This is a genomic window from Asanoa sp. NPDC049573, from assembly GCF_040676615.1.
Taxonomy (GTDB): domain Bacteria; phylum Actinomycetota; class Actinomycetes; order Mycobacteriales; family Micromonosporaceae; genus Asanoa.
In genome coordinates this window covers 142121-166593 of record NZ_JBFAPI010000002.1, presented here as the reverse complement: position 1 = coordinate 166593, position 24473 = coordinate 142121, and the positions used below count along the sequence as shown (strand labels likewise).

The window sequence follows — 24473 nt, the reverse complement described above, 5'->3', positions numbered from 1 at the left end:
CTAAACGCTACGACGGAGGAAGTCGAGTTCGGCGGGGAGGCGGCGGGCCGGGTCGGGCTCGCGGAGCAACTCGTGTGGACGGTTGGTGCGGGTCAGCGCGGCCGAGAGCCGGGCCACGTGGTCGGACTCCTCGGCGTCGGCCGGGTCCGAGACGACCAGGATCGGCCGCACCGTCGAGCGGGCCGGGACCGCCTCGGCCGCCAACTCCAGCAGCGAGTGGTGTGCGTAGATGTCAGGGCCGTCGACCGGCTGGCCGAGATATCGCTCGGCATAGGCCGTGCCGCACAGCGCCCAGTCGACGATCGGCTGCTCGGCGATCGCGCTGCGGAACACCTCGGGCCGGCGCAGCACCGCCAGCGCGGCCAGCCAGCCGCCGAACCGCCGGCCGCGGACCGCGACCCGGGTCAGGTCGAGGTCGGGGTGCTTGCCGTTGAGCGCGGCGAGCGCGTCGACCTGGTCGGTGAGCATCACGTCGGCCAGCCGGCGGTGCACCACCTTCTCGAACGACGGCGCGACGCCGGGCGTACCCCGGTTGTCGACCGTGACCACGGCGTAGCCGCTGTCGGCCCACCACTGCCGTTCGACCCAGGCGGCGCGTTCGGCCCGCACCTCCTGGTGCCCGGGGCTGCCGTCGATGTCGAGGAGCACCGGCAGCCGGCGCCCGTCCACGTGCCCGGCCGGGTAGACCACCGCGGCCGGCAACCGCCGGTCGGTGACCCGCTCCAGCGCGGGGCGCGGCACCACCGGCGGCTCGGCCGACAGCAACCGCAGCTTGGCGACCTGGACGTCGCCCTTCCAGACCGTCCAGCGGGTGCCGCTGTGGTCGAGCGAGCGGGCGCCGATCACCAGCACGTCGCCGCCGACCGCGCCGGTGTGCCAGCCGGGCGCGGTGGTCAGCCGGCGCGACTCGACACCACCGCCGCCGATCGCCGTGCGTACGCGGAAGAGGTGTTGCTCGCTCGGCTCTCCGTCGCTGGCCTCGACCAACAGGTCGGGGGAGCCGCCCGGGCCGGGCATCCGGCCGACCACCCGGCGCAGGTAGAGCGACGGCGGGGTGAGCAGCGTGCCGTCGGCGAAAAGGCAGCGGGCGTCGTAACCGTCGTGTGCCAACTCGCCGCCCACCAGCACCCGGCCGTCGGGGAGGTGGCACGGGGTGCCGGCGACCGGCTCGACCCAGCGCGGGTCGGCCAACTCGGCGTGCACCTGGGTCTCACCGGTGCGCGGGTCGACGGCCAGCACCAGGCCGTGCTGCTGCATCCGGCGCAGCACCGTGATCAGCGGGCCGCCCTCGACCCAGTCGACCGCGACCAGGTAGGGATAGGTCTCCCGGTCCCAGTGCACGTCGACCCAGCCGCCGTCGAGGTCGAGCAGGTGCAGGCTGACCTCGGCGTTGGCGCCGCCGGCCCGCGGGCGGGCCAGGGTGACCGGGGGCTCGCCGACCTCGAAGCGGGCCACCCGCGCGTCGTCGACCCGGGTGGCCAGCAGCGACTGCCCGTCGGGCGACCACCAGTAGCCCCGGTGCCGGTCGAAGTCGCGCTCGGCCACCTGCTCGGGACGGCCCCAGCCGACGTGCCGGCCCTCGCCGGCCAGCAGCACGTCGCGGCCGTCCGGCTCGATCACCCGCAACTCGCCGTTCGGGCTCAGGTAGGCGATCCGGGTGCCGGTCGGGTCCGGGCGGGCGTCGCGGACCGGGCCGCTCGCCGTGACCTCGGTGACCTCGCCGGAGGTCAGGTCGACGCGGCGCAGCCGGCCGTCGTGGACCAGGGCCGCCACCCGCGCGAGCGGATCCGCGGCGTACGCGTCGATCGGGCCGCCGGCGACCTGCCGTTCGACCGCTTCCGCTCCCGCGCCGCCGGGCAGGTCGAGCGTCCACAGCGCGTCGATGGCGTCTTCCGGGCCGGCGGTGCGCAGGAACAGCACCCGTGAGCCGTCGGCGGCCACGGTGACCTGGTGCGGCGCGCCGCGGGTGAACCCGTGGGTCCGCGCGGCCAGCTCGGGAAACTCCACATCCGGATCGTATGGGGTGCAAGGGGCTGGTGAGAGTCGTTCCGGGAGGCCGCCGAAGACACGCGTACAGTGGCCCGGTGGCTCGACGACTACTGCTGGTGCACGCACATCCGGACGACGAGTCGATCAGCACCGGCGCGACGATGGCGCACTACGCGGCGCAGGGCGCCCAGGTCACCCTGGTCACCTGCACGCTGGGCGAAGAGGGCGAGATCTACGTGCCCGAGCTCGCGCTGTTGGCCGCCGCCGAGGGCGACCAGCTGGGCGGCTACCGGATCGCCGAGTTGCGCGCCGCGTGCGCCGCGCTCGGTGTCGCCGACGTGCGCTTCCTCGGTGGCGCGGGCCGCTACCGCGACTCCGGGATGATGGGCCTGCCGACCAACCAGCACCCGCGCGCGTTCTGGGGCGCCGACGTCGACGAGGCCGCCGCCCTGCTGGTCGAGGTGATGCGCGAGACCCGGCCGCAGGTCATGGTCACCTACGACCAGAACGGCTTCTACGGGCATCCCGACCACATCCAGGCGCACCGGGTCGCGATGCGCGCGGCCGAGTTGGCCCGCGCGGAGGGTGTCGGGCCCGAGAAGATCTACTGGAGCGCGATGCCCAAGAGCGTGCTCGAGGCCGGGCTGCACGCGTTCGCCGACACGGTCGGCAACCCGTTCGAAGGCGTCGAGAGCGTCGACGACTTCCCGTTCGGCACCCCCGACGCCGAGATCGCCGCCCGCATCGACGCGACCGACCTGCACGAGGCCAAGGTCGTCGCGCTCAAGGCGCACGCCACCCAGATCCCCGAGTCGTCCTGGCTCTACGCCCTGGCCGGCGACTTCGGCAACGAGTTCATGGGCGTCGAATACTTCACGCTCGCGGCCGGCGAGCGCGGCCCGGGCGACGGGCCCAACGGCTGGGAGAGCGACCTGTTCGCCGGCATCAACACGGCCGACCCCGCGCCGGCGGAGGCCGGCTCGAGGTGAGCAGCGTGTCCACTCCAGCCGAGCACCGCTCGCCGTCGGAGCCGCCCGAGCCCGGCGCGCCCGAGCCGCGGCCCAGCCGCGACCGCGGCGTGGTGGCCGGGCTGCTGACCACCGCCGGCGTGCTGCTGGCCGTGTTGATGTCGCTGCTGTCCGGGGTGCTCGAACTGCTGCTGATCAGTGTGCGGGTCGGCGGCCACCTGATCGGCGTCTCGGCCGTGCTGGCGCTGGTCGCCAACATCTTGATCGGCCGGTTCGCCCACCGCGCCACCCGGCGCCGCTGGCCGGTCATCCTGGCCGCCGTCGCCTGGCTCCTGATCGTGCTGTTGGCCGCCGGCAGGACTACTGAGGGTGACTATCTGATCACCTCGAATAACTGGGTGGGCTGGGCCATGATCGGTCTCGGTTCGCTCGCCTGGACCGTCGTCGGCATCCGCCTTGTGTCTTCTCCACCTGCGAATACGCTCTACTGACGGTCCGTCGCGGCGCCTTCTCGGATAGTGAGGGTGGCCACGAAGCCTTTTCGGGTTCCGAGACCCAGCCGTTACACTCGGTGCGGTCACACAAATCCGACTTAAGGTGATTAATGCGGACCGCCCTCTGGAGCACGAAGAAGCGTCGCCGGTACTCCGTCGGCGGCGCCATCCTCGCCCTGCTGCTGATCGCCATCGGCGCCTTGGCCGGGTTCACCAGCGGGGGTGACAAGGGCGGCTTCGCCCGCGGCACCTCCGTGCTCGGCATCGACATCAGCGGTCTGGACCGCCCGGACGCGGCCGCCCGGTTGCACACCGGGCTCGACGGCAAGCCCGCGCTGGACAAGCCGATCACCGTGCACGTCACCGGCGACTCCGGTCGGGCGGCCGACGCGCCGGTCGTACCCGACCAGGTCGGCCTCGGTCTCGACATCGACGGCACGGTGGCCGGTGCCGGGCACGGCGGCCACGCCGTGACGCCGGCCGTCACCCTCGACGCCAGCAAGCTCGACGCCGCCCTGCGTCCGACCGTCGACAAGGTCACCGCGGACGCCGCCACCCCCGCGGCGGTCACCTTCGACGGCCTCACCCCCAAGGTCACCTACCCCTCGTCGGGCAAGGGCGTCGACCTCCAGAAGACCGCCGACACCGTCAAGACCGGCTGGCTGACCGCGGTCTCCGCGGCCGGCGTCGCGACCGGCGGCGACGTGCCGGGCCCCGGCCAGCCCGGCGCGCCCAGCGTCTCGGTCCCGCTGGTCCAGATCGACAACGCCAAGGCCCGCGCCCAGCTCGACCGGCTGATGGACACGCTGGTCAAGCCGGCCGTGTCGGCGCCGGTGACGGTGCACTCGGCCAAGGGCGACGTCACCATCACCCCCGAAATGATCGCCAAGAGCCTGAAGGTCACCGGCACCGCCGACGGCAATGTGACGCCGACGGTCGACGCGGGCGCCCTGCGTACCGCGATGGGTCCGGCGATTTCCAAGATCGAGTCGTCGCCGGCCTCCGCGGTCAAGGGCACCGGTGCCAGCCAGCAGGTGCTGGTCAGCACCGCGGGCGGCGCGTACGTCGACGGCAACAAGCTGGCCACTGACGTGCTGGGCGTGCTGCCCCACGCCACCCCGCGCGCCGTCACCGCCGTGCTCAACCCGGCGCCGGCCCAGGTCACCGACCCCAATCTGCAGAAGCTGGGCGTCAAGGAGAAGGTCTCGTCCTTCACCACCAAGTTCACCGGCGGGCTGACCCTGCCGCGGGTGCACAACATCGTGACCGTGGCCAACAAGGTCGACGGCGCGGTGGTCAAGCCCGGCCAGACGTTCTCGCTCAACGGCTACACCGGCTGGCGCGGCTACGAGCAGGGCTACGTCGACGCTCCGGTGATCGAGAACAACAAGCTCGTGCCGGCGGTGGGCGGCGGCATCTCGCAGTTCACCACCACGATGTTCAACGCCAGCTACTACGCCGGCCTGAAGGACGTCGAGCACAAGCCGCACTCGTTCTACATCTCCAACTACCCGTCGGTGATCGAGTCGACGATCTTCTGGCCGACCCTGGACCTCAAGTTCCAGAACACCACGCCGTACGGGATCCTGATCGACACCTCGTACACGAATGACTCGGTCACCGTCTCGATGTGGAGCACCAAGGTCTACGACAGCGTCAAGACCGAGTACGGCCCGAAGACCAACGTCACCAAGCCGGAGAGCAAGACCCTGCCGGCGGGCCCGGAGTGCATCGCGACGGCCGGCAGCGACGGCTTCTCGCAGGACGCCTACCGCGTCATCCGCAAGGACGGCAAAGAGGTGCAGCGCGAGAAGTTCACCTGGCGTTACGATGCGGAGCCGCGTTACACCTGCGCCAAGCCCGACCCCGCGCCGACGGTGACCGACCAGTCCGTCGACCCGGAGACCCCACCGGCCGTGCCGCCGGCGAACTCCGGCTGGGGCCGCTGAGCCGAGCGCCGACCGACGCGGGTGGAAGCTCGGCGTTGGAGGCGTGAATGAAGAACCGCTGGCTGCGAATCGGGGCACTGGCTGGTGCCCTGTTCGCGATCAACCTGGTCGCCCGCGCGGTTGCCAACTTCGCCTACGGCGACGACACCGACATGCAGGACCGCATCTCGCTGGTCTTCTTCGGTGTCGTCGCCGTGGTGCTCGCGGTCGTCGCCTTCCGCTGGGGGCGCGACCGCGTCCTCGGCGTCTGGCTGGCCGACATCCTCGGCGCCGTCGTTATCGCCGGCCTGGCCACCGTGGTGCTCGGTCCGGCGATCTACGGCGCCAACCCGGTCGGTGGCGGTGCCGGCGAGTTCTTCGCCCAGATCTGGCTCTACGCCGGGTTCAGCGGTGGTGGCGTGCTGTTCGGCTATCTGCTCGCGGTGGTGCTCGGCAAAGACTTCCGGTCGCGGCAACTCGCGGCCTACTCCCAGGCCAAGCTCAGCAAGCCGCGTCGGGTCGTCCGCCGCTGACCGGTTGTTCCCTGGTCAGATAGCTGTGGTGGGTGGTGAAACCCATCGTCCCGTAAAGCGCCACGGCGGCCGTGTTGTGCTCTTCGACCTGCAGGAACGCCTCGCTCGCGCCGAGTTCGGCGGCCCAGCCGGCCAGGGCCGAGGTGACCTTGCGGGCCAGCCCGCGCCGGCGGTGCGCCGGCACCACCTCGATCAGGCCCACGTGCAGCCGGCGCCGGTCGTCGCCGACCACGGCGCCCCGGCCGATCGCGATCAGCGCGTCACCGGCGTACACGCTGGCGAACCTGACCTCGGGTGGCCCGGTGAGCACCTGGCGGGCGGCGGCCGGGAGGCTCTTCTTCCGGGCCTGTGCGATCTCCAGCCACTCGTCGCCGGGCGCTTTGGCCAGCGACACGCCCGGATCGTCGCCGGTGACCAGCGGCACGAGGGGAGCGGTCTGCAGCAGTGTGAGCGGTCGTGCCGTCCAGCCGCGGGCGTCGAGCGCGGCACCCACCGGCGCCGCCAGGGGCAGCGGCGTGTTGACCAGGGCCGGCTGGCCGCGCTCGGCATACCAGGCCTCGATCGCGTCGATCGCCGCTTCCAGGGGCCGATCGGGGTCGCCGATCGGGAGCGCCGAGTTGGCCCGCCCGGTCCAGCCGTCGGCGCTGCGCAGCAGCCAATCGCCCAGCTTGGCGCGGGTGGGCGCCGGCCAGGCGGCGTCGGCGGCGAGTTCCAGGGCGACCACGTCGGCGGCGGTCGGGCGGCGCTGCGGCGGCACCCGCTTGGCCCGGTGCACCTCCGACAGGGGTACGACGATCGTGCCGTTTTTGGTGGCTACGGTGAGATTGGTCTCGTCTACGGAGACGAGCTCACCCAGCGCGTCTGAATAAAGCGGCCGACCGTTGCGAACACCGACAATCCGCCGGATCACCACACGGTGTCCCACATCCTGCCGTCGGAGCACGATCGACCCCCCTCCACGCGAGATACTAGGCTCTTCAACGTCGCGGGTGATCGCGGCGTGGCTTGCGGAGGAGAGAGAACCCGTGACCTACATCATCGCGGAGCCCTGCGTCGATGTGCTCGACAAGGCGTGCATCGAAGAGTGCCCCGTGGACTGCATTTACGAGGGCAACCGGATGCTCTACATCCACCCCGATGAGTGCGTCGACTGCGGGGCCTGTGAGCCGGTGTGCCCGGTCGAGGCGATCTTCTACGAAGACGACGTGCCCGAGCAGTGGAAGGACTACACCACTGCCAACTACGAGTACTTCGAAGACCTCGGCTCCCCGGGTGGCGCGTCCAAGGTCGGCAAGATCGACAAGGACCACGCCGTGGTGCTCGCGCACGCACCGCGCGAAGGCGAACACTGACCGGCGTGCGGGTCTCGGCCACCCTGCCGGATTTCCCGTGGGACCTGCTGGAGCCCGCGAAGTCGGTCGCCGCCGGGCACCCCGACGGCATCGTCGACCTGTCGGTCGGCACGCCGGTCGACCCGGTGCCCGCGTCGGTCCAGGAGGCGCTGCGCGCCGCGGCTGACGCGCCCGGCTACCCGCTGACGGCCGGCACGCCGGCGCTGCGGTCGGCGATCCGGCGGTGGGTGGCCCGCGCCTGCGGTGCCACCTTCGAGGAGATCGGCGTCCTGCCCACGATCGGCTCCAAGGAGTTGGTCGCGGGCCTGCCGGCGCTGCTCGGCCTGGGCTCCGGCGACGTCGTGGTGATCCCGCCGGTCTGCTACCCGACCTACGAAGTGGGCGCGCGGCTGGCCGGCGCCCGGGTCATGCGGTCAGACTCGCTGCTGTCCCTCGGCCCGGCGACCGACGTCAAGCTGATCTGGGTCAACTCGCCCGGCAACCCGACCGGCCGCGTGCTGCCCGAGGCCCACCTGCGGAAGGTGGTCGACTGGGCCCGCGAGCGCGGCGCCGTGGTGGCCAGCGACGAGTGCTACCTGACGCTGGGCTGGGAGGTCGAGCCGACCTCGATCCTGTCCCCGTCGGTCAACGGCGGCTCGCTCGACGGCCTGCTCGCGGTGCACTCGCTCTCGAAGCGCTCCAACCTGGCCGGCTACCGGGCGGGCTTCGTCGCCGGCGACCCGGCCCTGGTAGGCGAGTTGCTCGCGGTGCGCAAGCACGCCGGCATGATCGTGCCCGACCCGGTCCAGGCGGCGATGGTGGCGGCCTTGGACGACGAGGCGTCGGCAACCGAGCAGCGCACCCGTTACGCGGCCCGCCGGGGCGTGTTGCGCGACGCGCTGGAGAAGGCCGGATTCACGGTCTCCCACTCGGAGGCGGGCCTCTACCTGTGGGCGTCGCGCGACGAAGACTGCTGGTCCACGGTGGAGCATCTCGCCGGCCTCGGGATTCTGGTCGCGCCGGGCGCGTTCTACGGGCCGACCGGCGAGCAGCACGTCCGGGTCGCCCTGACCGCCACCGACGAGCGCATCGCCGCCGCCGCGCAACGCCTCGCGACCGCTTGAGTCCCGTCGGGGCCTGGTGGTCGCTCGGCCCGGTTTGCTCTGCACCCCTGTAGGAAGCGCCGCTTCCGGTCGGGCCGCTTCCGGTCGGGCCGCTTTCCGGTCGGGCCGGTTCCTGGGGTCGGGCCGGTTCCTGGCCGGGCCGGTTCCTGGCCGGGCCGCGCCGGTCGGGCCGGTTCTCGCCGTCGTATTCGGTCGCTAGTTGCGCGGCGGCCGCGTTCCTGGTGGGGCCGGTTCCTGGTCGGGTCGCTTTCTGGTGGGGCCGCTTTCTGGTGGGGCCGCTTTCTGGTGGGGCCGCTTCCTGGTGGGGCCGCTTCCTGGTGGAGCCGCTCCTGGTCGGGTCGCTTCCTGGTGGAGCCGCTCCTGGTCGGGCCGTTCCCGGTCGGGCCGGTTCCCGGTCGGGCCGGTTCCCGGTCGGGCCGGTTCCCGGCCAGTGCCTCCTGTAACCGGCGTGTCGTGTATCGGCGTGTCGGGTTGTCGCGGAGGGGCCTCTTCGGGGTGGACATGTTTTCGGGTGTGCGTACATGCGAAAACATGTCGGCTCGAAGGAACACGACCGCCGCGGTCGGGATGCGGTCGGGCTCTATCGTGGGCGGATGGCTGATCCGGTTGTCGCGGTGCGGGGCGAAGCGGCGCACGAGGTGCCGCCGGAGATCGCGCGGTTTGCCGTCACCGTGGTGGCGCGGGACAAGGACCGGCAGGCGACGCTGCGGCGGCTGGCCGACCGGGCCGAGCAGACCCGGGCGCTGATCGACGGCTACGGCGACGCCGTCGAGCGGCGGGAGACCGGGAACCTGCAGGTCTTTCCGGAGCGCAAGCGCGCGGGGGAGAAGGTCACCGCCTATCACGGCACCGTGACCACCACCGTCACGGTGGCCGACTTCGAGTTGCTCGGTGAGCTGATGCTGCGGCTGGCCGACCAGGACCAGACCGAGATCGTCGGGCCCTGGTGGGAGTTGCGGCCCGGGAGCCCGGCCCACCGCGAGGTGCGGCGCGCGGCGATCGACGACGCGATCGCGGTGGCTCGCGACTACGCCACGGCGCTTGGTGCGCGGATCACCGCGCTGGTCGAGGTCGCCGATGCCGGCATGCGTCCGCCGGGCATGCAGCCGATGTTCGCCCGGGCGGGCCTCGAACGCGACGCCGCCGCGGGGGGCGTGCCCACCATCGACCTGGACCCTCAGGTGCAGTCGGTGCACGCCGCGATCGAGGCCCGCTTCACCATCAGCGAGCCGACCGCGCTGCGCGACGACGACTAGCGCAGGTCGACGTCGGTGTCCATGGTCGCCGCGGCCCAGCAGTAGCGGGCCAGCACCGTGCGATAGGGGCGGAAGCGGTCACCCTCCGGCTCCAGTTGTTTCGGCGTGGGGATCTGCGGGCTCGGCCAGATGCGGGCGAAGCCCTGGCGGACGCCGAGGTCGTCGACCGGCCACACGTCGAGCCGGCGCAGTTCGAAGATGAGGAACATCTCGGCCGTCCAGGGGCCGATGCCCCTGACCGTGACCAGGCGTTCGATGATCTCGTCGTCGGGGATTCGCGCGCCGGCCCGGAGCACCACGGTGCCGTCGATGACCTTGGCCGCCAGGTCCTGCAGCGCGGCCACCTTGGCGTGCGACAGGCCGGCGCCGAGCAGCGCGTCGTCGGAGAGCGCGGCCAGTGCCTCCGGGGTGAAGTCGCCGTCGACCAGTGCCCGCACGCGGCCGTGGATCGCGATCGCCGAGCGGCCGGACAGTTGCTGGAAGGTGATCGCCCGGACCAGGGCGCCAAACGGCCCGTCGGGGTCGCGCTTGCGGTGGTGGATCGGCCCGGCCTGGTCGACCACCCTGGCCAGCGCCGGGTCGATCGCCGCCACTCGCCTGGTCGCCTCGGCGAGGCCGACCGTCAAGAGTCCCGCACCTCCACCGCCACGTCGACGCCCGGGTAGTACTGCTTGACGTCGGACGCGCCGTACTTGCTGGCGAACTCGTCCATCACCTGGTTGACCTTGCTCCGATCGGTGATCAAGCGGGCCTTGGCCGAGTTGGAGCCGAGCTTGATCGTCGGGTTCTTCCGCAGGTTCCGGTACCACTGGCTGCCCGCGCCGCCGACCGGCAACAGGAAGGTCGACTTCCCCTCGCGGATGAACCACACCGGGTGCGAGTGGTTCTCACCCGTACGCCGGCCGATGGTGGTGATTTCGATCTCTGTCGCCTCGCGTGCCATCGCCACACCCCCTCCTGACCACGGTAGGCGGGCCGGACGGCCTGTGCCCGGGTTACCGGTGCGGGCCGTGCGATAGTTCCTCGCGTGACGGCGTACCCCTTCGATGTGCTCGTGGCCCGTGCCGCGGCGTTGGCTGATCTCGGCCCGCGGCGGCTGCTGGGCATCGTCGGCGCGCCCGGCGCCGGCAAGTCAACCTTGGCGGCGAAGCTTGTCGAGGCCGTCGGGCCGACGGCGGCGCTGGTCCCGATGGACGGCTACCACCTGGCCGAGGCCGAGTTGCACCGGTTGGGCCGGCACGAGCGCAAGGGCGCCATCGACACGTTCGACGGTGCCGGCTACGTCTCGATGCTCGGGCGACTGGCCGCCGGCGGGCCGGAGACCGTCTACGCGCCGGCGTTCCACCGGGAGATCGAGGAGCCGATCGCCGGTTCGATCGCGGTGCCGCCGGAGGTGCGGCTGGTCGTCACCGAGGGCAACTACCTACTGGTGCCCGAGGAGCCCTGGTCGGGCGTGCGGCTGGTGCTCGACGAGGTCTGGTATCTCGACCTCGACGAAGAGTTGCGGCTGCGCCGGCTGGTGGCCCGGCACATGGCGTTCGGTCGCAGCCAGGCGGAGGCCAAGGCCCGCTCCTACGGCAGCGACCAGGTCAACGCCGAGCTGATCGCGACCACTCGCAACCGGGCCGACCTGGTCGTGCGGGTGATCGAAACCTAGTCGTTGGCGTGTAGCGCCGCGTTGAGCTCGATGCCCTTGCCCGAGCGGGGGCGGGCCTCCAGCGCGCCGGTCACCGAGTTGCGCCAGAACAGCAGGTTGTCGAGGCCGGCGAGCTCGCGGGCCTTGACCACCCGGCCGTCGGGCAGGGTGATCTTCGAGGCCGCGGTGACGTAGCAGCCCGCCTCGACCACGCAGTCGTCGCCGAGCGAGATGCCGATGCCGGCGTTGGCGCCGAGCAGGCAGCGCTCGCCGATCCGCAGCTTGTCTTTGCCGCCGCCGGACAGCGTGCCCAGGATCGAGGCACCGCCGCCGATGTCGGAGCCGTCGCCGACCACAACGCCGGCGACGATCCGGCCCTCGACCATCGAGGTGCCCAGCGTGCCGGCGTTGAAGTTGACGAAGCCCTCGTGCATCACCGTGGTGCCGGCGGCCAGGTGTGCCCCGAGCCGCACCCGGTCGGCGTCGGCGATCCGGACGCCGGCGGGCACCACGTAGTCGATCATCCGGGGGAACTTGTCGACGCCGTGGACGGTGAGCTGCCGGCCGGCCAGGCGCTCGCGCACCCGCAGCTCGTCGACCCGGTCGGGCGGGCACGGCCCGGCCGAGGTCCAGGCGACGTTGGCCAGCATGCCGAAGATCCCGTCGAGGTTGAGCTCGTTGGGGCGGACGATGCGGTGGGAGAGCAGGTGCAGCCGCAGGTAGGCGTCGGCCGCGTCCTTGATCGGGTCGGCCAGCGAGCCGATCTCGACGACCACGATCTCGCTCCCCAGGCCGGGTAGCGCGCGCTCGCCGACCGCGCCGGCCGCAGGGCCGAGCAGGGTCGCCGGGTCGCCGGTGGGCCGGGCACCGAGCCCGAGGTTGCCGGCCGGGAACCAGGCGTCGAGCACCTGACCCTCGGCGGTGCTGGTCGACAGGCCGATTCCCCAGGCAGGCTGCTCGCTCATCACGCTTATGACGGTAGCGTGCGAGGCATGACCAATCCGCTTACCCCCGCCGTGTTGTCGGACCCGGTCGAGCTGACCAGGGTGCTCGTCGACATCGAGTCGGTGTCGCTGCACGAGAAAGACATGGCCGACTGTGTCGAGCAGGTGTTGCGGGCGACGCCGCACCTGCGGGTGGAGCGGTTGGGCAACACGGTCATGGCGCGCACCGACCTCGGCCGGGCGCAGCGGGTGGTGCTGGCCGGTCACCTCGACACGGTGCCGATCGCCGACAACCTGCCGGCCACGATCGACGGCGACATCATGTCGGGCTGCGGCACCTCCGACATGAAGTCGGGCGTCGCGCTCGCGCTCCAGTTGGCCGTCGAGCTGCCGGAGCCGCGCTACGACGTGACCTACTTCTTCTACGAGGCCGAGGAGATCGACTCCGCGTACAACGGCTTGAACCTGGTTTCCAAGAGCCACCCGGAGTGGCTCGCGGCCGACTTCGCGGTGCTGCTGGAGCCGACCCACGGGATCGTCGAGGCCGGTTGTCAGGGCACGATGCGGGTGCTGGTCGGCACCACCGGCAAGCGGGCCCACTCGGCGCGGTCGTGGCGCGGGGTCAACGCGATCCACGCCGCTTCCGGGGTGCTCGACCGGCTGGCCGACTACGAGGCCCGGCGGGTCACCATCGACAACTGCGACTATCGCGAGGGGCTCAACGCGGTGCGGATCAACGGCGGCATCGCCGGCAACGTGATCCCCGACCGGTGTGAGATCGAGATCAACTACCGGTTCGCGCCGGACCGGTCCGTCGAAGAGGCCGAGGCCCACCTTCGCGAGCTTTTCCAGGGGTACGAGGTGACGCTCGTCGACGCGGCCCCCGGTGCGCTGCCGGGCCTGGGCGCGGCACCGGCGCGGGAGTTCCTCGAGGCGGTCGGCACCGACCCGATCGGCAAGCTCGGCTGGACCGACGTGTCACGGTTCGCGGCGATGGGCATCCCGGCGCTCAACTTCGGGCCGGGCGACCCCAACGTGGCGCACGCGGTCGACGAGCACGTCGAGATCCCGCTGATCCGGCAGGGCGCGCTCACCCTGCATCGCTGGCTGGCTGTCGGCTAGGTGCGGTCGCCGCAGCTCACCGTGTCGTTGATGGGGTGCAGCTCGATGGTCGGCTCGTCGTCTTCGTCGGTGATCGGCGCGATGCGGTCGAGTCGCCGTTCGGCCACCACCGCCCGGATGCGGCGGTGCATTTCACGGCGCTGGCGGATCTGGTCGAAGCGGGTCATGGTGGCGTTCCTCCCCCCAAGGTGCCCGGCGGCGGTGCCGGGCGGCCCTGCATACCCGGTATTCGAAAGATAAGACGCCCAGCAAGCGAATTCGGTTGCGGGTGCATCCGTGTGAATTTCTGGTAACCGTCCAACTCTGGCCAGACGGCCGAATCCGATCCCGCGACTTGTGAGCCCGTTCGATGGCGGGCCGCAACCTGGCGGGTCGGCCCGGTTTGGCTACCGTGGTGACCATGACCCACGGAAACGGCCGCGACCGCAACCGACGACGCGGACCGGAACGCCACCGCGGCGCCGTCACGCTGCGCCGTGACGCGATCCCCTACGCTACGGCCGACCAGCGGCTGCTGGACTCGCGTACCCGGGCGGACTGGAAGACCAAGGACGCCTGGCGCGCCCTGCGCATCCTCTCGGAGTTCGTCGAGGGCTTCGACACGCTCGCCGACCTGCCGCCGGCGGTCAGCGTGTTCGGCTCGGCCCGCAGCAAGCCGCAGAGCCCGGAGTGCGTGCTGGCCGAGCAGGTCGGCGCCGCGCTGGCCCGGGCCGGCTACGCGGTCATCACCGGTGGCGGGCCGGGCGTGATGGAGGCCGCCAACCGCGGTGCCACCGAGGCCGGCGGCCTGTCCGTCGGGCTCGGCATCGAGCTGCCGTTCGAGCAGGGCATCAACGACTGGGTCGACATGGGCATCGACTTCCGCTACTTCTTCGCCCGGAAGACCATGTTCGTGAAGTACGCGCAGGCGTTCGTCGTGCTGCCGGGCGGCTTCGGCACGATGGACGAGCTGTTCGAGGCGCTGACGCTGGTGCAGACCGGAAAGGTCACCCGGTTCCCGGTCGTGCTGATGGGCGAGGCCTACTGGCGCGGGCTGCTCGACTGGATGCGCACGACGCTGCTGGCCGACGGGAAGATCGGCGAGGCCGACCTCGACCTGGTCTGCGTGACCGACGACGTCGACGCGGCGGTGCACTACATCGTCGACGCCGACGCGGCCCTGGCCGCCGAGCAGGAGGCGCTGCTCGACGCCGCGGCCGCCGGCGGCGACGACTGAATGGCCGCCGTCTGTGTGTTCTGCGCGTCGTCGCAGACCCTCGACCAGCGCTGGCTCGACCTGGCCACGTCGGTCGGCGCCGCGTTGGCCAGGGGCGGGCACGTCCTGGTCTCCGGCGGCGGCCGGGCCGGGATGATGGGCGCGGTCGCGGCCGGTGCTCGGGCCGCCGGCGGCCACACCATCGGCATCATCCCGCAGTCGCTGGTCGACCGGGAGATCGCCGACACCGGCTCCGACGAGCTCGTGGTCACCGACGGCCTGGCCAGCCGCAAGAACATGATGATCGAGAAGTCGGACGCGTTCCTCACCCTGCCCGGCGGCATCGGCACACTCGACGAGCTGTTCGAGGTCTGGACCACGGGGATGCTTCGGGCACACGACAAGCCGGTGGTCGTGCTCGACGTCGACGGCTTCTATTCCGGGCTGCTGAGCTGGCTGCGGACCCTGGCGCCGGGCGGCTTCGTCCGCCCCGAGGCGTTCGACCTGCTGACCGTCGTGCCTTCGATCGACTCGGCGATGGCGGTCCTGCCTCGCTGATTTTCCCCTCCGGGGCGGGTGGTGCCGGTGGGGCTTGTCGGACCCGCGTGGTTCGATGGGCGGATGCAGGCGTACCGGCTGGTTCGCCGGGCGCCCGCGCCGGAAGAGTCTCGGGCTGACCGGCTCGACTCTTTGCAGGCCAACGTGGTCGCGCACAGCGACGGGCCGTTGCTCGTGCTAGGCGGCCCCGGCACCGGCAAGACCGACACGCTCGTCGCGGCCGTCGCCGCCCGGGTCGAGTCCGGTGTGGATCCCGAGCGGGTGCTGGTGCTCACGTTCAGCCGGCGCGGCGCCGCGGCGTTGCGCAACCGCATCGAGTCGCGGATCGCCGCCGGCGAGGGGCGGGTCGTCCACGAGCCGCTGGTCCGCACGTTCGCCGCCTACGCGTTCGGCATCCTGCGCCGGGCCGCGGCGCTGCGCGGCGAGCCGTCGCCCCGGCTGCTCACCGGTCCCGAGCAGGATCTGGTCATCCGTGAGCTGCTCGACGTGGTCGGGCCCGACGAAGACCCGATCGGGTGGCCCGAGCACCTCCAGCCCGCGCTGCGCACCCGGGCGTTCGCCGAGCAGCTGCGCGACCTGCTGATGCGCGCCGCCGAGCGGGGGATCGGCCCGGTCGAGCTGGCCCGGCTGGGCGAGCGCCTCGGCCGCGACGACTGGCCGGCCGCGGCCCGCTTCCTGCGCGAATACGTGGCCGTGCTGGCGCTGCGCGACGCCACGACCCGCGGCTCGGTCGCCTACGACGCCGCCGAGCTGGTGCGGGCCGCGACCGGGCTGCTCGACGACGACCCGGAGTTGCTGGCCACCGAGCGCGGCCGGCTCGACATCGTCTACGTCGACGAGCTCGCCGACACCGACCCGGCCCAGCTCGACCTGCTCCATCGGGTGGCCGGGGGCGGCACGCCGCTGGTCGCGTTCGCCGACCCCGACTCGTCGACGTTCGCCTTCCGCGGCGCCGACCCGAGCGGCGTGACCACGTTCCCGCACCGGTTCCGCACCGCGTCCGGTGCCGTCGCCCGCACGGTGACGCTGCGCACCGACTACCGCACCAGCGGCCCGCTCTTCGAGGCGACCGGGCGGGTGGCCCGCCGCCTGCGCGGCCCGGTCGGGCATCGCCGGGCGATCCCGGCCGGGGCTCCCGGGCTGGTCGAGGTGCGCACGTTCCGCTCCCGCACCAGCGAGGCCGCGTTCCTCGCACACGCGCTGCGCGAGGCCCACCTCATCGACGGGGTGCCGTGGTCGCGGATGGCGGTGCTGATGCGCTCCACCACCTTGCAACTGCCGTCGCTGCAACGGGCGCTGCACTCCTCGGGCGTGCCGACCGTCGTGCACGCCGAAGACCTGCCGCTGCACCAGCAGCCCGCGGTCGCGCCGCTGCTGCTCCTGCTGCGCTGCGCGCTGGAGCCGGCCCGGCTCGACGAGGAGGCGGCGGTCGCCCTGCTGCACTCGCCGCTGGGCGGCGCCGACCCGCTGGCCGAACGGCGGCTCCGCCAGGGCCTGCGCACACTGGCGCTGGCCGCCGGCGACCGGCGCCCCTCCGGCGAGCTGCTGGTGGAGGCTCTGCTCGACCCGGCCGAGTTGGCCGCCGTCGAGCGACGCTGGGCCGCGCCGGCCAAGTCGGTGGCCCGGTTGCTGGCGACGGCGCGTGAGGCGGCGGCGGAGCCGGGCGCCAACGCCGAAGACGTGCTCTGGGCGCTGTGGCGGGCGACCGGGCTGGGCGACCGGTGGTACGGCGCGATCGCCCGCGCCGGCCGCGCCACCGGTGAGCCCGACAACGGCCCGCGCTGGCGTGCCGCCGCGGCCGACCGCGACCTCGACGCGGTGGTCGTCCTGTTCGACGCGGCGGCCCGCTTCGTCGACCGGCTGCCCGGCGCCCGCACCGAGGTCTTCCTCGACCACGTGCTGGGGCAACAGCTCCCGGCCGACACGATCGCACCCAGCGCCGACCGGGGCGAGGCGGTGCGGCTGCTCACGGCCCACGCGGCCAAGGGCCTGGAGTGGGACCTGGTCGCGGTGGCCGGCGTGCAGGAGGGCGTGTGGCCCGACCTGCGGTTGCGCGGCACGCTGCTCGGCTCCGAGCGGCTGGTCGACGTGGTCTCCGGCCGCGCCGACGGCACCGGGGTGGCGGCGTCGCTGGTCGGCCAGGCGTCCGCGCTGCTCGACGAGGAGCGCCGGCTGTTCTACGTGGCCGTCACCCGGGCCCGCCAGCGGCTCCTGGTCTCGGCCGTCAACTCGTCCGCGGTCGGCGGCGCCGACCACGAGGAACAACCCAGCCGCTTCCTGCACGAACTCCTGGGCCCCAGCGGCGAGGCCGGTCCCGACGGCGACGGCCCACCACCCGACCCCGACGACGACCCGCCGGAGCCCGATGGTCACTCGCCACGGGGTGGTCCCGGTTCGCGAGCCGGTGGTCTGCCGGCCGACGTGGACCTGCCGCCCGATCCGGATGACCTGCCGGTCGACGACGACGGGCGGGTGATCTGGCCCGACGACTGGGCCGAGGCGGTGCCGCCCGACGAGAACGCGGCGCCGGTCGTGGTGCGGCAGCGGGATGAGTATGTCGACGACCTGCCGTTGGGTCGGCCGCCGCGGGCGATGACGTTGCCGGCGTTGGTGGCCGAGTTGCGCACCGCGGCGACCGATCCGGCGGCAACGCCCACCCGGCGGCGCGCCGCGGCGGGTGAGTTGGCGCGGCTGGCCGCCGCCGGCGTGCCGGGCGCGCACCCCGACGACTGGTGGGGGCTGCGGCCGCTCTCCGACGATCGGCCGCTCACCGACGAGGGTGAGACCGTGCGGGTCACTCCGTCCACCATGGAGAGCGCGCTGCGGTGCAGCCTGCGCTGGCTGCTCGAACGGCACGGCGGCGCCGCGCCGGCCACTGCCGCCCAAGGGATCGGCAACCTGGTGCACGCGGCCGCGATGCTCGCCGAAGACGCCGCGGCCGATCGGGAGCGGCTGATCGAATACGTCGCCGCACGGTTCGACGCGATCGACCTCGCCGCTCGCTGGCTGGCCGGGCCCGAGCGCGAGCGGGCCGAGGCGATGGTCGACAAACTGCTGCACTGGCTGGCCGCCAACCCGCGCCGCCTGCTGGCCATCGAGCAGGAGTTCGCGGTGCGGCTCGACGACCCGATCCGGCCGGTCGAGCTGCGCGGCCGGGTCGACCGGCTCGAGGTCGACGCCGAGGGGCGGCTGGTCGTGGTCGACCTCAAGACCGGGCGCACCACCTCCACCGCCGACGACCTGGCCGAGCATCCACAGCTCGCGGCCTACCAGGCGGCGGTCCAGGCCGGCGCCTTCGACCAGCACGGCGACGAGCCGGGCGGCGCCGCGCTGGTCCAACTCGGCACCAGCGCCAAGGCTGCGAAGGAGCAGGTGCAGCCGTCGCTGGCCGAGGGCGAAGACCCGGGCTGGGCGCAGGCGCTGGTGCGGCGCACCGCGGAGACGATGGCGGCCTCGACGTTCCACGCCGTGGCCAACAGCCGTTGCCGGGTCTGCCCGGTCCGCACGAGCTGCCCGATCTCGGGCAAGGGCCGCCAGGTCGTGGAGCCGCCGTCATCATGACCCAACCCTCGCTGTTCACGACCGCGCCCGCCCCGCGCAAAGCCGCCTCGGCCGGGCCGCGTTACACGCCGGTCGAGCTGGCCAAGTTGCTCGGCATGCGCTACGCGCCGACGCCCGAGCAGTCGGCGATCATCGCCGCGCCGGTCGAGCCCCTGCTGGTGGTCGCCGGGGCCGGCTCCGGCAAGACCGAGACGATGGCCGCCCGGGTGGTCTGGCTGGTCGCCAACGGCTACGCCACGCCCGACCAGATCCTCGGCCTGACGTTCACCCGCAAGGCCGCCGGCGAGCTGGCCCACCGGGTGCGGATGCGCCTGGGCCAACTGGTCCGCCGCCTCGGTCGCGCCGGCGACCTGTCCGGCGAGGCGACGATCTCGACCTATCATTCATACGCCGCCCGCGTCGTCACCGAGCACGGCCTGCGCTCCGGCTACGAGCCGGCCACCCGGCTGCTGACCGAGGCGTCCCGCTGGCAGATCGTCGACCTGATCGTGCGCAACTACGACGGCGACATGTCAGACGTCGACCGCGCGGCCAGCACGGTCACCGACGCCGTGCTGGCACTCTCCGGCGAACTGGCCGAGCACCTGGTCACCCCCGACGAGCTGGCCGGCTGGACGGGCCGGTTCTTCGCCGAGGTGCAGGGCCGGCCGGGCCGGGTCTACGCCGACGTCAAGAAGGCGCTGGCCATCCAGCAGGCCCGGCTCGCCCTGCTGCCCATGGTCCGCGCCTACGACAAGCGCAAAATCGACTTCGAGGCGATGGACTTCGGCGACCAGATGGCCCGCGCCGCCCGGGTGGCCCGAGACCATCCCGACGTCGGCGCGGTCGAGCGGGCCCGCTACCCGATCGTGCTGCTCGACGAGTTCCAGGACACCAGCCACGCCCAGGTCGTGCTGCTCCGCTCGCTGTTCGGCGGCGGCCACCCGGTGACCGCGGTCGGCGACCCGTGCCAGTCCATCTACGGCTGGCGCGGTGCCAGCGCCGGCACGCTCGAACGGTTTCCCGACGAGTTCGCCCGCCCCGACGGCCGGCCGGCCCGGTCGCTGACGCTGACCACGAGCTGGCGCAACCGGCCCGAGATCCTCGGCGTCGCCAACCGGCTCTCCGCCCCGCTGCGGGCCGCCGGTGCGCAGGTCGCCGAGCTGGCCCCGGCGTTCAGCGTCGACGAGCCGATCCGCGGCCGGGCCACCGTCCACTGTGCCCTGCTCCCGGCCGTCGGCGACGAGGCCGGCTGGATCGCCGACAGCCTGGTCGCCGCCTGGCGGGGCGCCGCCCGGATGCCCGACGCGCTGCCCGAGCAGATCCCGCTGGAGCGGCGGCCGACCACCGCCGTCCTGGTCCGGGTGCGCAGCCAGATCCCGGCGATCGAAAACGCGCTGCGCTCGCGCGGGCTGCCGGTCGAGGTGGTCGGCCTGGGCGGGCTGCTCGACACCCCCGAGGTCCGTGACGTGGTCTGCACGCTGCGGGTGCTCGCCGACCCGACCGACGGCGCGTCGCTGCTGCGCCTGCTCACCGGCGCCCGCTGGCGGATCGGCCCGCGCGACCTGGTGGCGTTGCACCGCCGGTCCCGCTCGATCGCCGCCGCCCGGCGCGACCTGGCCCACCCCGAGGGCGACGAGCCCGACCTGGTGCCCGATGCCCTCGACGAGGCGACCCTGGTCGAGGCCCTGGCCGACCTCGGGCCCGCGCAGTTCTACTCGGCCGAGGGCTATGCCCGGTTGCGGGCCTACGGCAACGAGTTGGCCCTGATGCGCTACCGCATCGACCAGCCACTGCCCGACCTGATCGCCGACGTCGAGCGCACCATCGGGCTCGACGTCGAGGTCGCGGTGCGGGCGGGCACCGGCGGCCGGGGCGGCGACGCCGGCCTGGCCCGCGGCCACCTCGACGCCCTCGGCGATGTGGCCGCCCGGTTCGCTCGCGACAGCGACGGCGGCGCGTTGCCCGGCTTCCTGGCCTATCTGGCCGCCGCCGAAGACGAGGAGCGCGGCCTGGAGCCCGGCGAGGTCGAGGTCGTCGAGGGCGCCGTCCAGGTGCTCACCGCCCACGCAGCCAAGGGCCTGGAGTGGGACGTGGTCTCCGTCGCCGGGTTGTCCCGCGGCGTCTGGCCGGGCACCGCCCGCGCCTCCGACAACTACCTCGGCGGCCTCGGCGTGCTGCCCTTCCCGCTGCGCGGCGACGCCGGCGGCCTGCCCCGCTTCGCCCTCGACGACACCGGCGACCAGCGCGAGGTGATGGCGGCGCTGAGCGAGTTCGGCGACGCGTGGCGGGCTCACGACGAGAACGAGGAACGCCGGCTGGCCTACGTCGCGGTGACCCGGCCGCGGCGGCTGCTGCTCTGCTCCGGCTACTGGTGGGGTGAGGGCGTCAAGCGCCCGCGCGGGCCGTCGCGCTTTCTCACGGAGGTCTACGACGCCTGCGTAGCGGGCGGCGGCGAGGTCGACGCCTGGGCACCCGAGCCGGCCGGCGAGTCCAACCCGACGGTCGAGGAGACACCGCGCGCAGAATGGCCGGGCGACCCGCTCGGCCCCCGCCGCCCCGCGCTGACCGAGGCGGCCGTGCTCGTCCGCCGGCTGATGACCGAGCCCGACGCCGACGCGCTGCTCGACCCCGAGGCGGCCGACGACGCCGAGCGGTGGCGGCGCGAGGTCGACATGCTGATCGCCGAGCGCGACAAGCTCGTGCGCGGTCCCGGGCCGCTCGAGGTCACCCTGCCCGACCACCTGACCGTCTCGCAGTTGGTGCTGCTGCAGCGCGACCCGCAGGCGCTGGCCCGGTCGCTTCGCCGGCCGATGCCGTCGCACCCCGACCCCTACGCCCGCCGGGGCACCGCCTTCCATGCCTGGCTGGAGCAGCGGTTCGGCGCTGTCCGGCTGCTCGACGTCGACGAGTTGCCCGGCGCCGCCGACGAAGACGCCGCGCCCGACGAGGCGCTGGCCGAGTTGCAGGAACTGTTCCTGGCCAGCGACTGGGCCGACCGGGCGCCGGTCGAGGTCGAGGTGCCGTTCGCGACCGTGGTCGGCGGTGTCGTGCTCCGCGGCCGGATGGACGCGGTGTTCGCCGACCCGGGCGGCCGGTTCGACGTGGTCGACTGGAAGACCGGCCGGCGCCCGACCGGCGCCGACGAGCGGGCCGCCTCGATCCAGCTCGCCGCCTACCGGCTGGCCTGGGCCAACCTGGCCGGCGTGCCGGTCGATCGGGTCCGGGCGGCGTTCCACTATGTGCGGTCCGGCGAGACGGTGCGGCCGGTCGACCTGCTCGACGCCGCTGGGCTGGCCGCGCTGGTCACCGCCCTGCCGACGGCGAGCTAGCCCGCGCGAGCCGGCGGGAGGCCATTTCGGCGAAGAAGGCGCTGCCGTCGGCGATCACCGAGTCGTCGAAGAGCGCGTCGGCCGAGTGGTTGGTCGGCGCGCTCACCGGGTCTCGGTCGGGCGGGCAGGCGCCAAGGTTGAGGTAGGCGCCGGGCACCTTCTCCAGCACGAACGACATGTCTTCCGAGCCGGTCTTCGGGTTTTCCAGCCACTGGTAGCGCGAGTCGCCGAAGACCTCGACCGCGGTCGCCGCCGCGAAGTCGGCCTCGCCGACGTCGTTGACCACCGCCGGATAGCCGCGTTCGAGTTCGACGTCGACCTCGAGCCCGTTGGCGGCGGCGATGCCCTGGACCACCTCGCCCGTACGCCGGATGAGCTTCTCCCGTGCCGGGTTGGAGAAGGATCGCAGGGAGGCCGCGAACTCGGCGGTCGCTGGGATGACATTGTCGACCGTGCCGGCGTGGAACCGGCCGACCGTCAGCACGACCGGGTCGAACACGTCGAAGCCGCGGGTCACCATCGTCTGCAGGGCCAGCACCATCTCACAGGCGGCCGGGATCGGGTCGCGGGCCCGGAACGGCGTCGAACCGTGGCCGCCCTTGCCGTGGACGCGGATCTTGCAGGTGTCGTGTGCGGCGCCGAACGTGCCGCGCCGGCCGAAGAACATCCCGCGCGGGAAGACCGCCGAGACATGCAGGCAGTACGCCGCGACGGGCGGATCCCCGGCCGCCGACAGCACGCCCTCGGCGATCATCGGCTGGGCACCACCCGGGCCCTCCTCGCCCGGCTGGAACATGAAGATCACGTCGCCGGCCAGCCGGTCGCGGACGGCGCTGAGCAGCCGGGCGGCGCCGACCAGGATCGCGATGTGCAGGTCATGGCCGCAGGCGTGCATCCTGCCCGGGTTCGTCGACGCGAACTCCACGCCGGTCTGCTCGGTCACCGGCAGGCCGTCCATGTCGCTCCGGAGCAGCACCGATGGTCCGGGCCGACCGCCGCGCAGCACCGCCACCACCGAACTGAGCGCGCGGCCGGTGGTGATCTCCAAAGGCAGGCCGGCCAGCGCCGACAGCACGGCCGCCTGCGTCTTCGGCAGGTGCAGGCCCAGTTCGGGCTCGCGGTGCAACGACCGGCGCAGGGCGACCAGGTCGTCGCTGATCTTTTCCGCGGACTCCCGGAAGTTCATCGGGTTGACTCCCTCTCAGTCGACACCGAGCCTGATCAGTTCCAGTAGCGCTTCGCCGTACGCCTCCTCGGCGGTGCCGCCCTCGAAACTGCGCCGGCGGCCGGCGGCGGTGATCTCCACGCGGAATTCCATCTGCCCGCGTTCCAGCATGTGGAACGTGCCGCCGAGCAGTTCACGGAGTTGGTCTTCGCGGGGCAGCCAGATCGCCTCGCTCTGCTCGACGTCGTCCATGGCCCACTCGGTGGTCCCGTTGAAGCCGATCACCGGGCCGTCAGGCAGCTCATACACCGCGATGACCATGTTGCTGAGCACGAAGACCTCGTCGTCGAGGTCCCGGTCCGGGATGGCGAAGCGGTCGCCGGGCGCCGGCTTCCAGCGCAGGCCGGCTTCGCGCAGGCGCAGGGCGAGCGGCACGGACAGCACGCCCTCCATGGTGCCTCGGGTGCTTCACTAGGCGTATGCCGAATGCCGAACGCTTCCCCGCTGGGGCAGTGACCCGGCTCGGCCCGCCGCCGTCCGACCTGCCGCCACCGCCGCTTCCGCCGGACGGGCCGCGCCGGCGCGGCCGGCTCTGGTGGTTCGCCGGCGCGGCCACGCTGATCGCGCTGGTCGGCCTGATCGTGGTGATCGTGGTGCATCCGCGCGGCTCCGGTGACGGTTTGCTGTCCGGCCGGCCGCACGCCCCGGCCGACGCCCGGCCGCCGCTGGCCCGGGCCTGCCCGCCGCCGCCCGACGTGTCCGGCGGCCCGGTCGCACCGAGCGGTCCGGCACCCGCTCCGGCGCCCACCGGTCCGCGCACCGTCGACGAGACCGCCGGCATCTCCTACCCGTCCTACGGGCCGCCCTGGGAGGCCTGGAACGCGGTGTGGAACGCCGGTGAGCTGCAGGTGCCCTACAAGGTCGGGCAGCACTTCATCACCGAGCACCTCTACGACGGCGTCAGCGACTATCACGCCTCGGTGCTCTCGGGCGCGGTGCCGGCCGCGGTCAACGACGCGTTCACCTTCGACCTGGAATGCGTGGGCCGGCAGGTGGCCGCCGACGCCCGGGCCCACTACTACCCGCAGCCCAACGAGCAGGAGTTGATCCGCGACGAGCGCACCGTCCTGGGTGGACGGCCGGCCTGGGTGACCGTGTTCCGGCTGCACTTCCAGACGGCCGGGCTGCGCGCCACCGACGAGCTCGTGGCGCTGGCCTGCATCGATGTCGGCAAGCCGAGCGCGGCGATCCTCTACGTCTCGATTCCGGGCACCCACACCCAGTGGGACTGGGTAGCCAGCGACGCGCTGGCCGGCATGCGGGTGGTCTGACGGCAACGCACGCCCGCCGGCGCGCTA

The 24473-nt window shown here is 72.9% G+C and carries 22 protein-coding genes; 14 read left to right on the top strand and 8 right to left on the bottom strand.

Annotated elements, in window-relative coordinates; all coding sequences use genetic code 11:
• Positions 1-2007, bottom strand: a complete 2007-nt coding sequence (locus AB0J74_RS04345) for a prolyl oligopeptidase family serine peptidase (protein WP_363444514.1) — start codon at positions 2005-2007, stop codon at positions 1-3.
• Between the two features lie 77 nt (positions 2008-2084).
• On the opposite strand from AB0J74_RS04345, the gene mshB reads away from it, so the two are divergent.
• The 4 genes from mshB (at position 2085) to AB0J74_RS04325 (ending at position 5912) form a co-directional block, all read left to right on the top strand.
• Positions 2085-2978 carry an N-acetyl-1-D-myo-inositol-2-amino-2-deoxy-alpha-D-glucopyranoside deacetylase gene (mshB, locus tag AB0J74_RS04340; protein WP_363444511.1) on the top strand — a complete coding sequence of 298 codons (894 nt, stop codon included), beginning with the start codon at positions 2085-2087 and terminating at the stop codon, positions 2976-2978.
• Positions 2979-2983: 5 nt separating this feature from the next.
• Positions 2984-3448 (top strand): hypothetical protein, encoded by a 465-nt coding sequence (locus AB0J74_RS04335; protein ID WP_363444509.1) that lies wholly within the window; start codon positions 2984-2986, stop codon positions 3446-3448.
• A 113-nt stretch (positions 3449-3561) separates the two neighbouring features.
• Positions 3562-5400: a VanW family protein gene (locus AB0J74_RS04330; RefSeq protein WP_363444506.1), complete on the top strand. Its 1839-nt coding sequence runs from the start codon at positions 3562-3564 to the stop codon at positions 5398-5400.
• A 47-nt stretch (positions 5401-5447) separates the two neighbouring features.
• Entirely contained in the window at positions 5448-5912 is a 465-nt protein-coding gene (locus tag AB0J74_RS04325; RefSeq protein WP_363444503.1) for a hypothetical protein, read from the top strand.
• Here the strand turns inward: AB0J74_RS04325 and AB0J74_RS04320 are convergent.
• Entirely contained in the window at positions 5881-6855 is a 975-nt protein-coding gene (locus AB0J74_RS04320; protein WP_363444500.1) for a GNAT family N-acetyltransferase, read from the bottom strand. The two genes, AB0J74_RS04325 and AB0J74_RS04320, sit on opposite strands and share 32 nt — an antisense overlap.
• Positions 6856-6937: 82 nt before the next feature.
• On the opposite strand from AB0J74_RS04320, the gene fdxA reads away from it, so the two are divergent.
• The 3 genes from fdxA to AB0J74_RS04305 all read left to right on the top strand — a co-directional run bounded on the left by fdxA (position 6938) and on the right by AB0J74_RS04305 (position 9623).
• Positions 6938-7264 (top strand): ferredoxin, encoded by a 327-nt coding sequence (fdxA, locus tag AB0J74_RS04315; protein WP_116068521.1) that lies wholly within the window; start codon positions 6938-6940, stop codon positions 7262-7264.
• 5 nt (positions 7265-7269) lie between these two features.
• Positions 7270-8367, top strand: a complete 1098-nt coding sequence (gene dapC / locus AB0J74_RS04310) for a succinyldiaminopimelate transaminase (protein WP_363444496.1) — start codon at positions 7270-7272, stop codon at positions 8365-8367.
• Between the two features lie 593 nt (positions 8368-8960).
• Positions 8961-9623, top strand: a complete 663-nt coding sequence (locus AB0J74_RS04305) for an SIMPL domain-containing protein (protein ID WP_363444493.1) — start codon at positions 8961-8963, stop codon at positions 9621-9623.
• Here the strand turns inward: AB0J74_RS04305 and AB0J74_RS04300 are convergent.
• Together AB0J74_RS04300 and AB0J74_RS04295 are read right to left on the bottom strand one after the other, a co-directional pair.
• Positions 9620-10249, bottom strand: coding sequence for a DNA-3-methyladenine glycosylase 2 family protein (locus AB0J74_RS04300; RefSeq protein ID WP_363444490.1), 630 nt, complete (start codon positions 10247-10249; stop codon positions 9620-9622). The genes AB0J74_RS04305 and AB0J74_RS04300 overlap by 4 nt on opposite strands.
• On the bottom strand, positions 10246-10566 hold the full coding sequence (locus tag AB0J74_RS04295) for a nitroreductase/quinone reductase family protein (protein WP_363444487.1): 321 nt from the start codon (positions 10564-10566) through the stop codon (positions 10246-10248). The genes AB0J74_RS04300 and AB0J74_RS04295 overlap by 4 nt, the downstream gene beginning before the upstream one ends.
• Before the next feature lie 84 nt (positions 10567-10650).
• Here AB0J74_RS04295 and AB0J74_RS04290 point away from each other — a divergent pair, with 84 nt between their 5' ends.
• Entirely contained in the window at positions 10651-11280 is a 630-nt protein-coding gene (locus AB0J74_RS04290; protein ID WP_363444484.1) for a nucleoside/nucleotide kinase family protein, read from the top strand.
• Here AB0J74_RS04290 and dapD read toward each other — a convergent pair.
• Positions 11277-12227: a 2,3,4,5-tetrahydropyridine-2,6-dicarboxylate N-succinyltransferase gene (gene dapD, locus AB0J74_RS04285; protein ID WP_363444481.1), complete on the bottom strand. Its 951-nt coding sequence runs from the start codon at positions 12225-12227 to the stop codon at positions 11277-11279. The two genes, AB0J74_RS04290 and dapD, sit on opposite strands and share 4 nt — an antisense overlap.
• A gap of 24 nt (positions 12228-12251) precedes the next feature.
• Here dapD and dapE point away from each other — a divergent pair, with 24 nt between their 5' ends.
• The gene (gene dapE, locus AB0J74_RS04280) at positions 12252-13325 is read left to right on the top strand and encodes a succinyl-diaminopimelate desuccinylase (RefSeq protein WP_363444478.1); all 1074 of its coding nucleotides are present in this window, start codon (positions 12252-12254) and stop codon (positions 13323-13325) included.
• Here dapE and AB0J74_RS04275 read toward each other — a convergent pair.
• A complete protein-coding gene (locus tag AB0J74_RS04275) occupies positions 13322-13492 on the bottom strand; it encodes a hypothetical protein (RefSeq protein ID WP_363444475.1) in 171 nt (56 codons plus the stop codon). The genes dapE and AB0J74_RS04275 overlap by 4 nt on opposite strands.
• Before the next feature lie 233 nt (positions 13493-13725).
• Here AB0J74_RS04275 and AB0J74_RS04270 point away from each other — a divergent pair, with 233 nt between their 5' ends.
• The 4 genes from AB0J74_RS04270 to AB0J74_RS04255 all read left to right on the top strand — a co-directional run bounded on the left by AB0J74_RS04270 (position 13726) and on the right by AB0J74_RS04255 (position 21950).
• On the top strand, positions 13726-14541 hold the full coding sequence (locus tag AB0J74_RS04270) for a TIGR00730 family Rossman fold protein (protein ID WP_363444472.1): 816 nt from the start codon (positions 13726-13728) through the stop codon (positions 14539-14541).
• On the top strand, positions 14542-15078 hold the full coding sequence (locus AB0J74_RS04265) for a TIGR00730 family Rossman fold protein (RefSeq protein WP_363444469.1): 537 nt from the start codon (positions 14542-14544) through the stop codon (positions 15076-15078). It begins immediately after the preceding gene.
• Positions 15079-15141: 63 nt separating this feature from the next.
• The gene (locus tag AB0J74_RS04260) at positions 15142-18639 is read left to right on the top strand and encodes an ATP-dependent DNA helicase (RefSeq protein WP_363444466.1); all 3498 of its coding nucleotides are present in this window, start codon (positions 15142-15144) and stop codon (positions 18637-18639) included.
• A complete protein-coding gene (locus AB0J74_RS04255) occupies positions 18636-21950 on the top strand; it encodes a UvrD-helicase domain-containing protein (RefSeq protein ID WP_363444463.1) in 3315 nt (1104 codons plus the stop codon). The genes AB0J74_RS04260 and AB0J74_RS04255 overlap by 4 nt, the downstream gene beginning before the upstream one ends.
• Here AB0J74_RS04255 and AB0J74_RS04250 read toward each other — a convergent pair.
• Both AB0J74_RS04250 and AB0J74_RS04245 read right to left on the bottom strand, forming a co-directional pair.
• On the bottom strand, positions 21925-23136 hold the full coding sequence (locus AB0J74_RS04250) for a M20 family metallopeptidase (RefSeq protein WP_363444461.1): 1212 nt from the start codon (positions 23134-23136) through the stop codon (positions 21925-21927). The genes AB0J74_RS04255 and AB0J74_RS04250 overlap by 26 nt on opposite strands.
• Before the next feature lie 15 nt (positions 23137-23151).
• Positions 23152-23559 (bottom strand): pilus assembly protein CpaE, encoded by a 408-nt coding sequence (locus tag AB0J74_RS04245; protein ID WP_363444458.1) that lies wholly within the window; start codon positions 23557-23559, stop codon positions 23152-23154.
• Positions 23560-23594: 35 nt separating this feature from the next.
• Here AB0J74_RS04245 and AB0J74_RS04240 point away from each other — a divergent pair, with 35 nt between their 5' ends.
• Positions 23595-24446 carry a hypothetical protein gene (locus tag AB0J74_RS04240; RefSeq protein WP_363444455.1) on the top strand — a complete coding sequence of 284 codons (852 nt, stop codon included), beginning with the start codon at positions 23595-23597 and terminating at the stop codon, positions 24444-24446.
• The last annotated feature ends 27 nt before the right edge of the window (positions 24447-24473 follow it).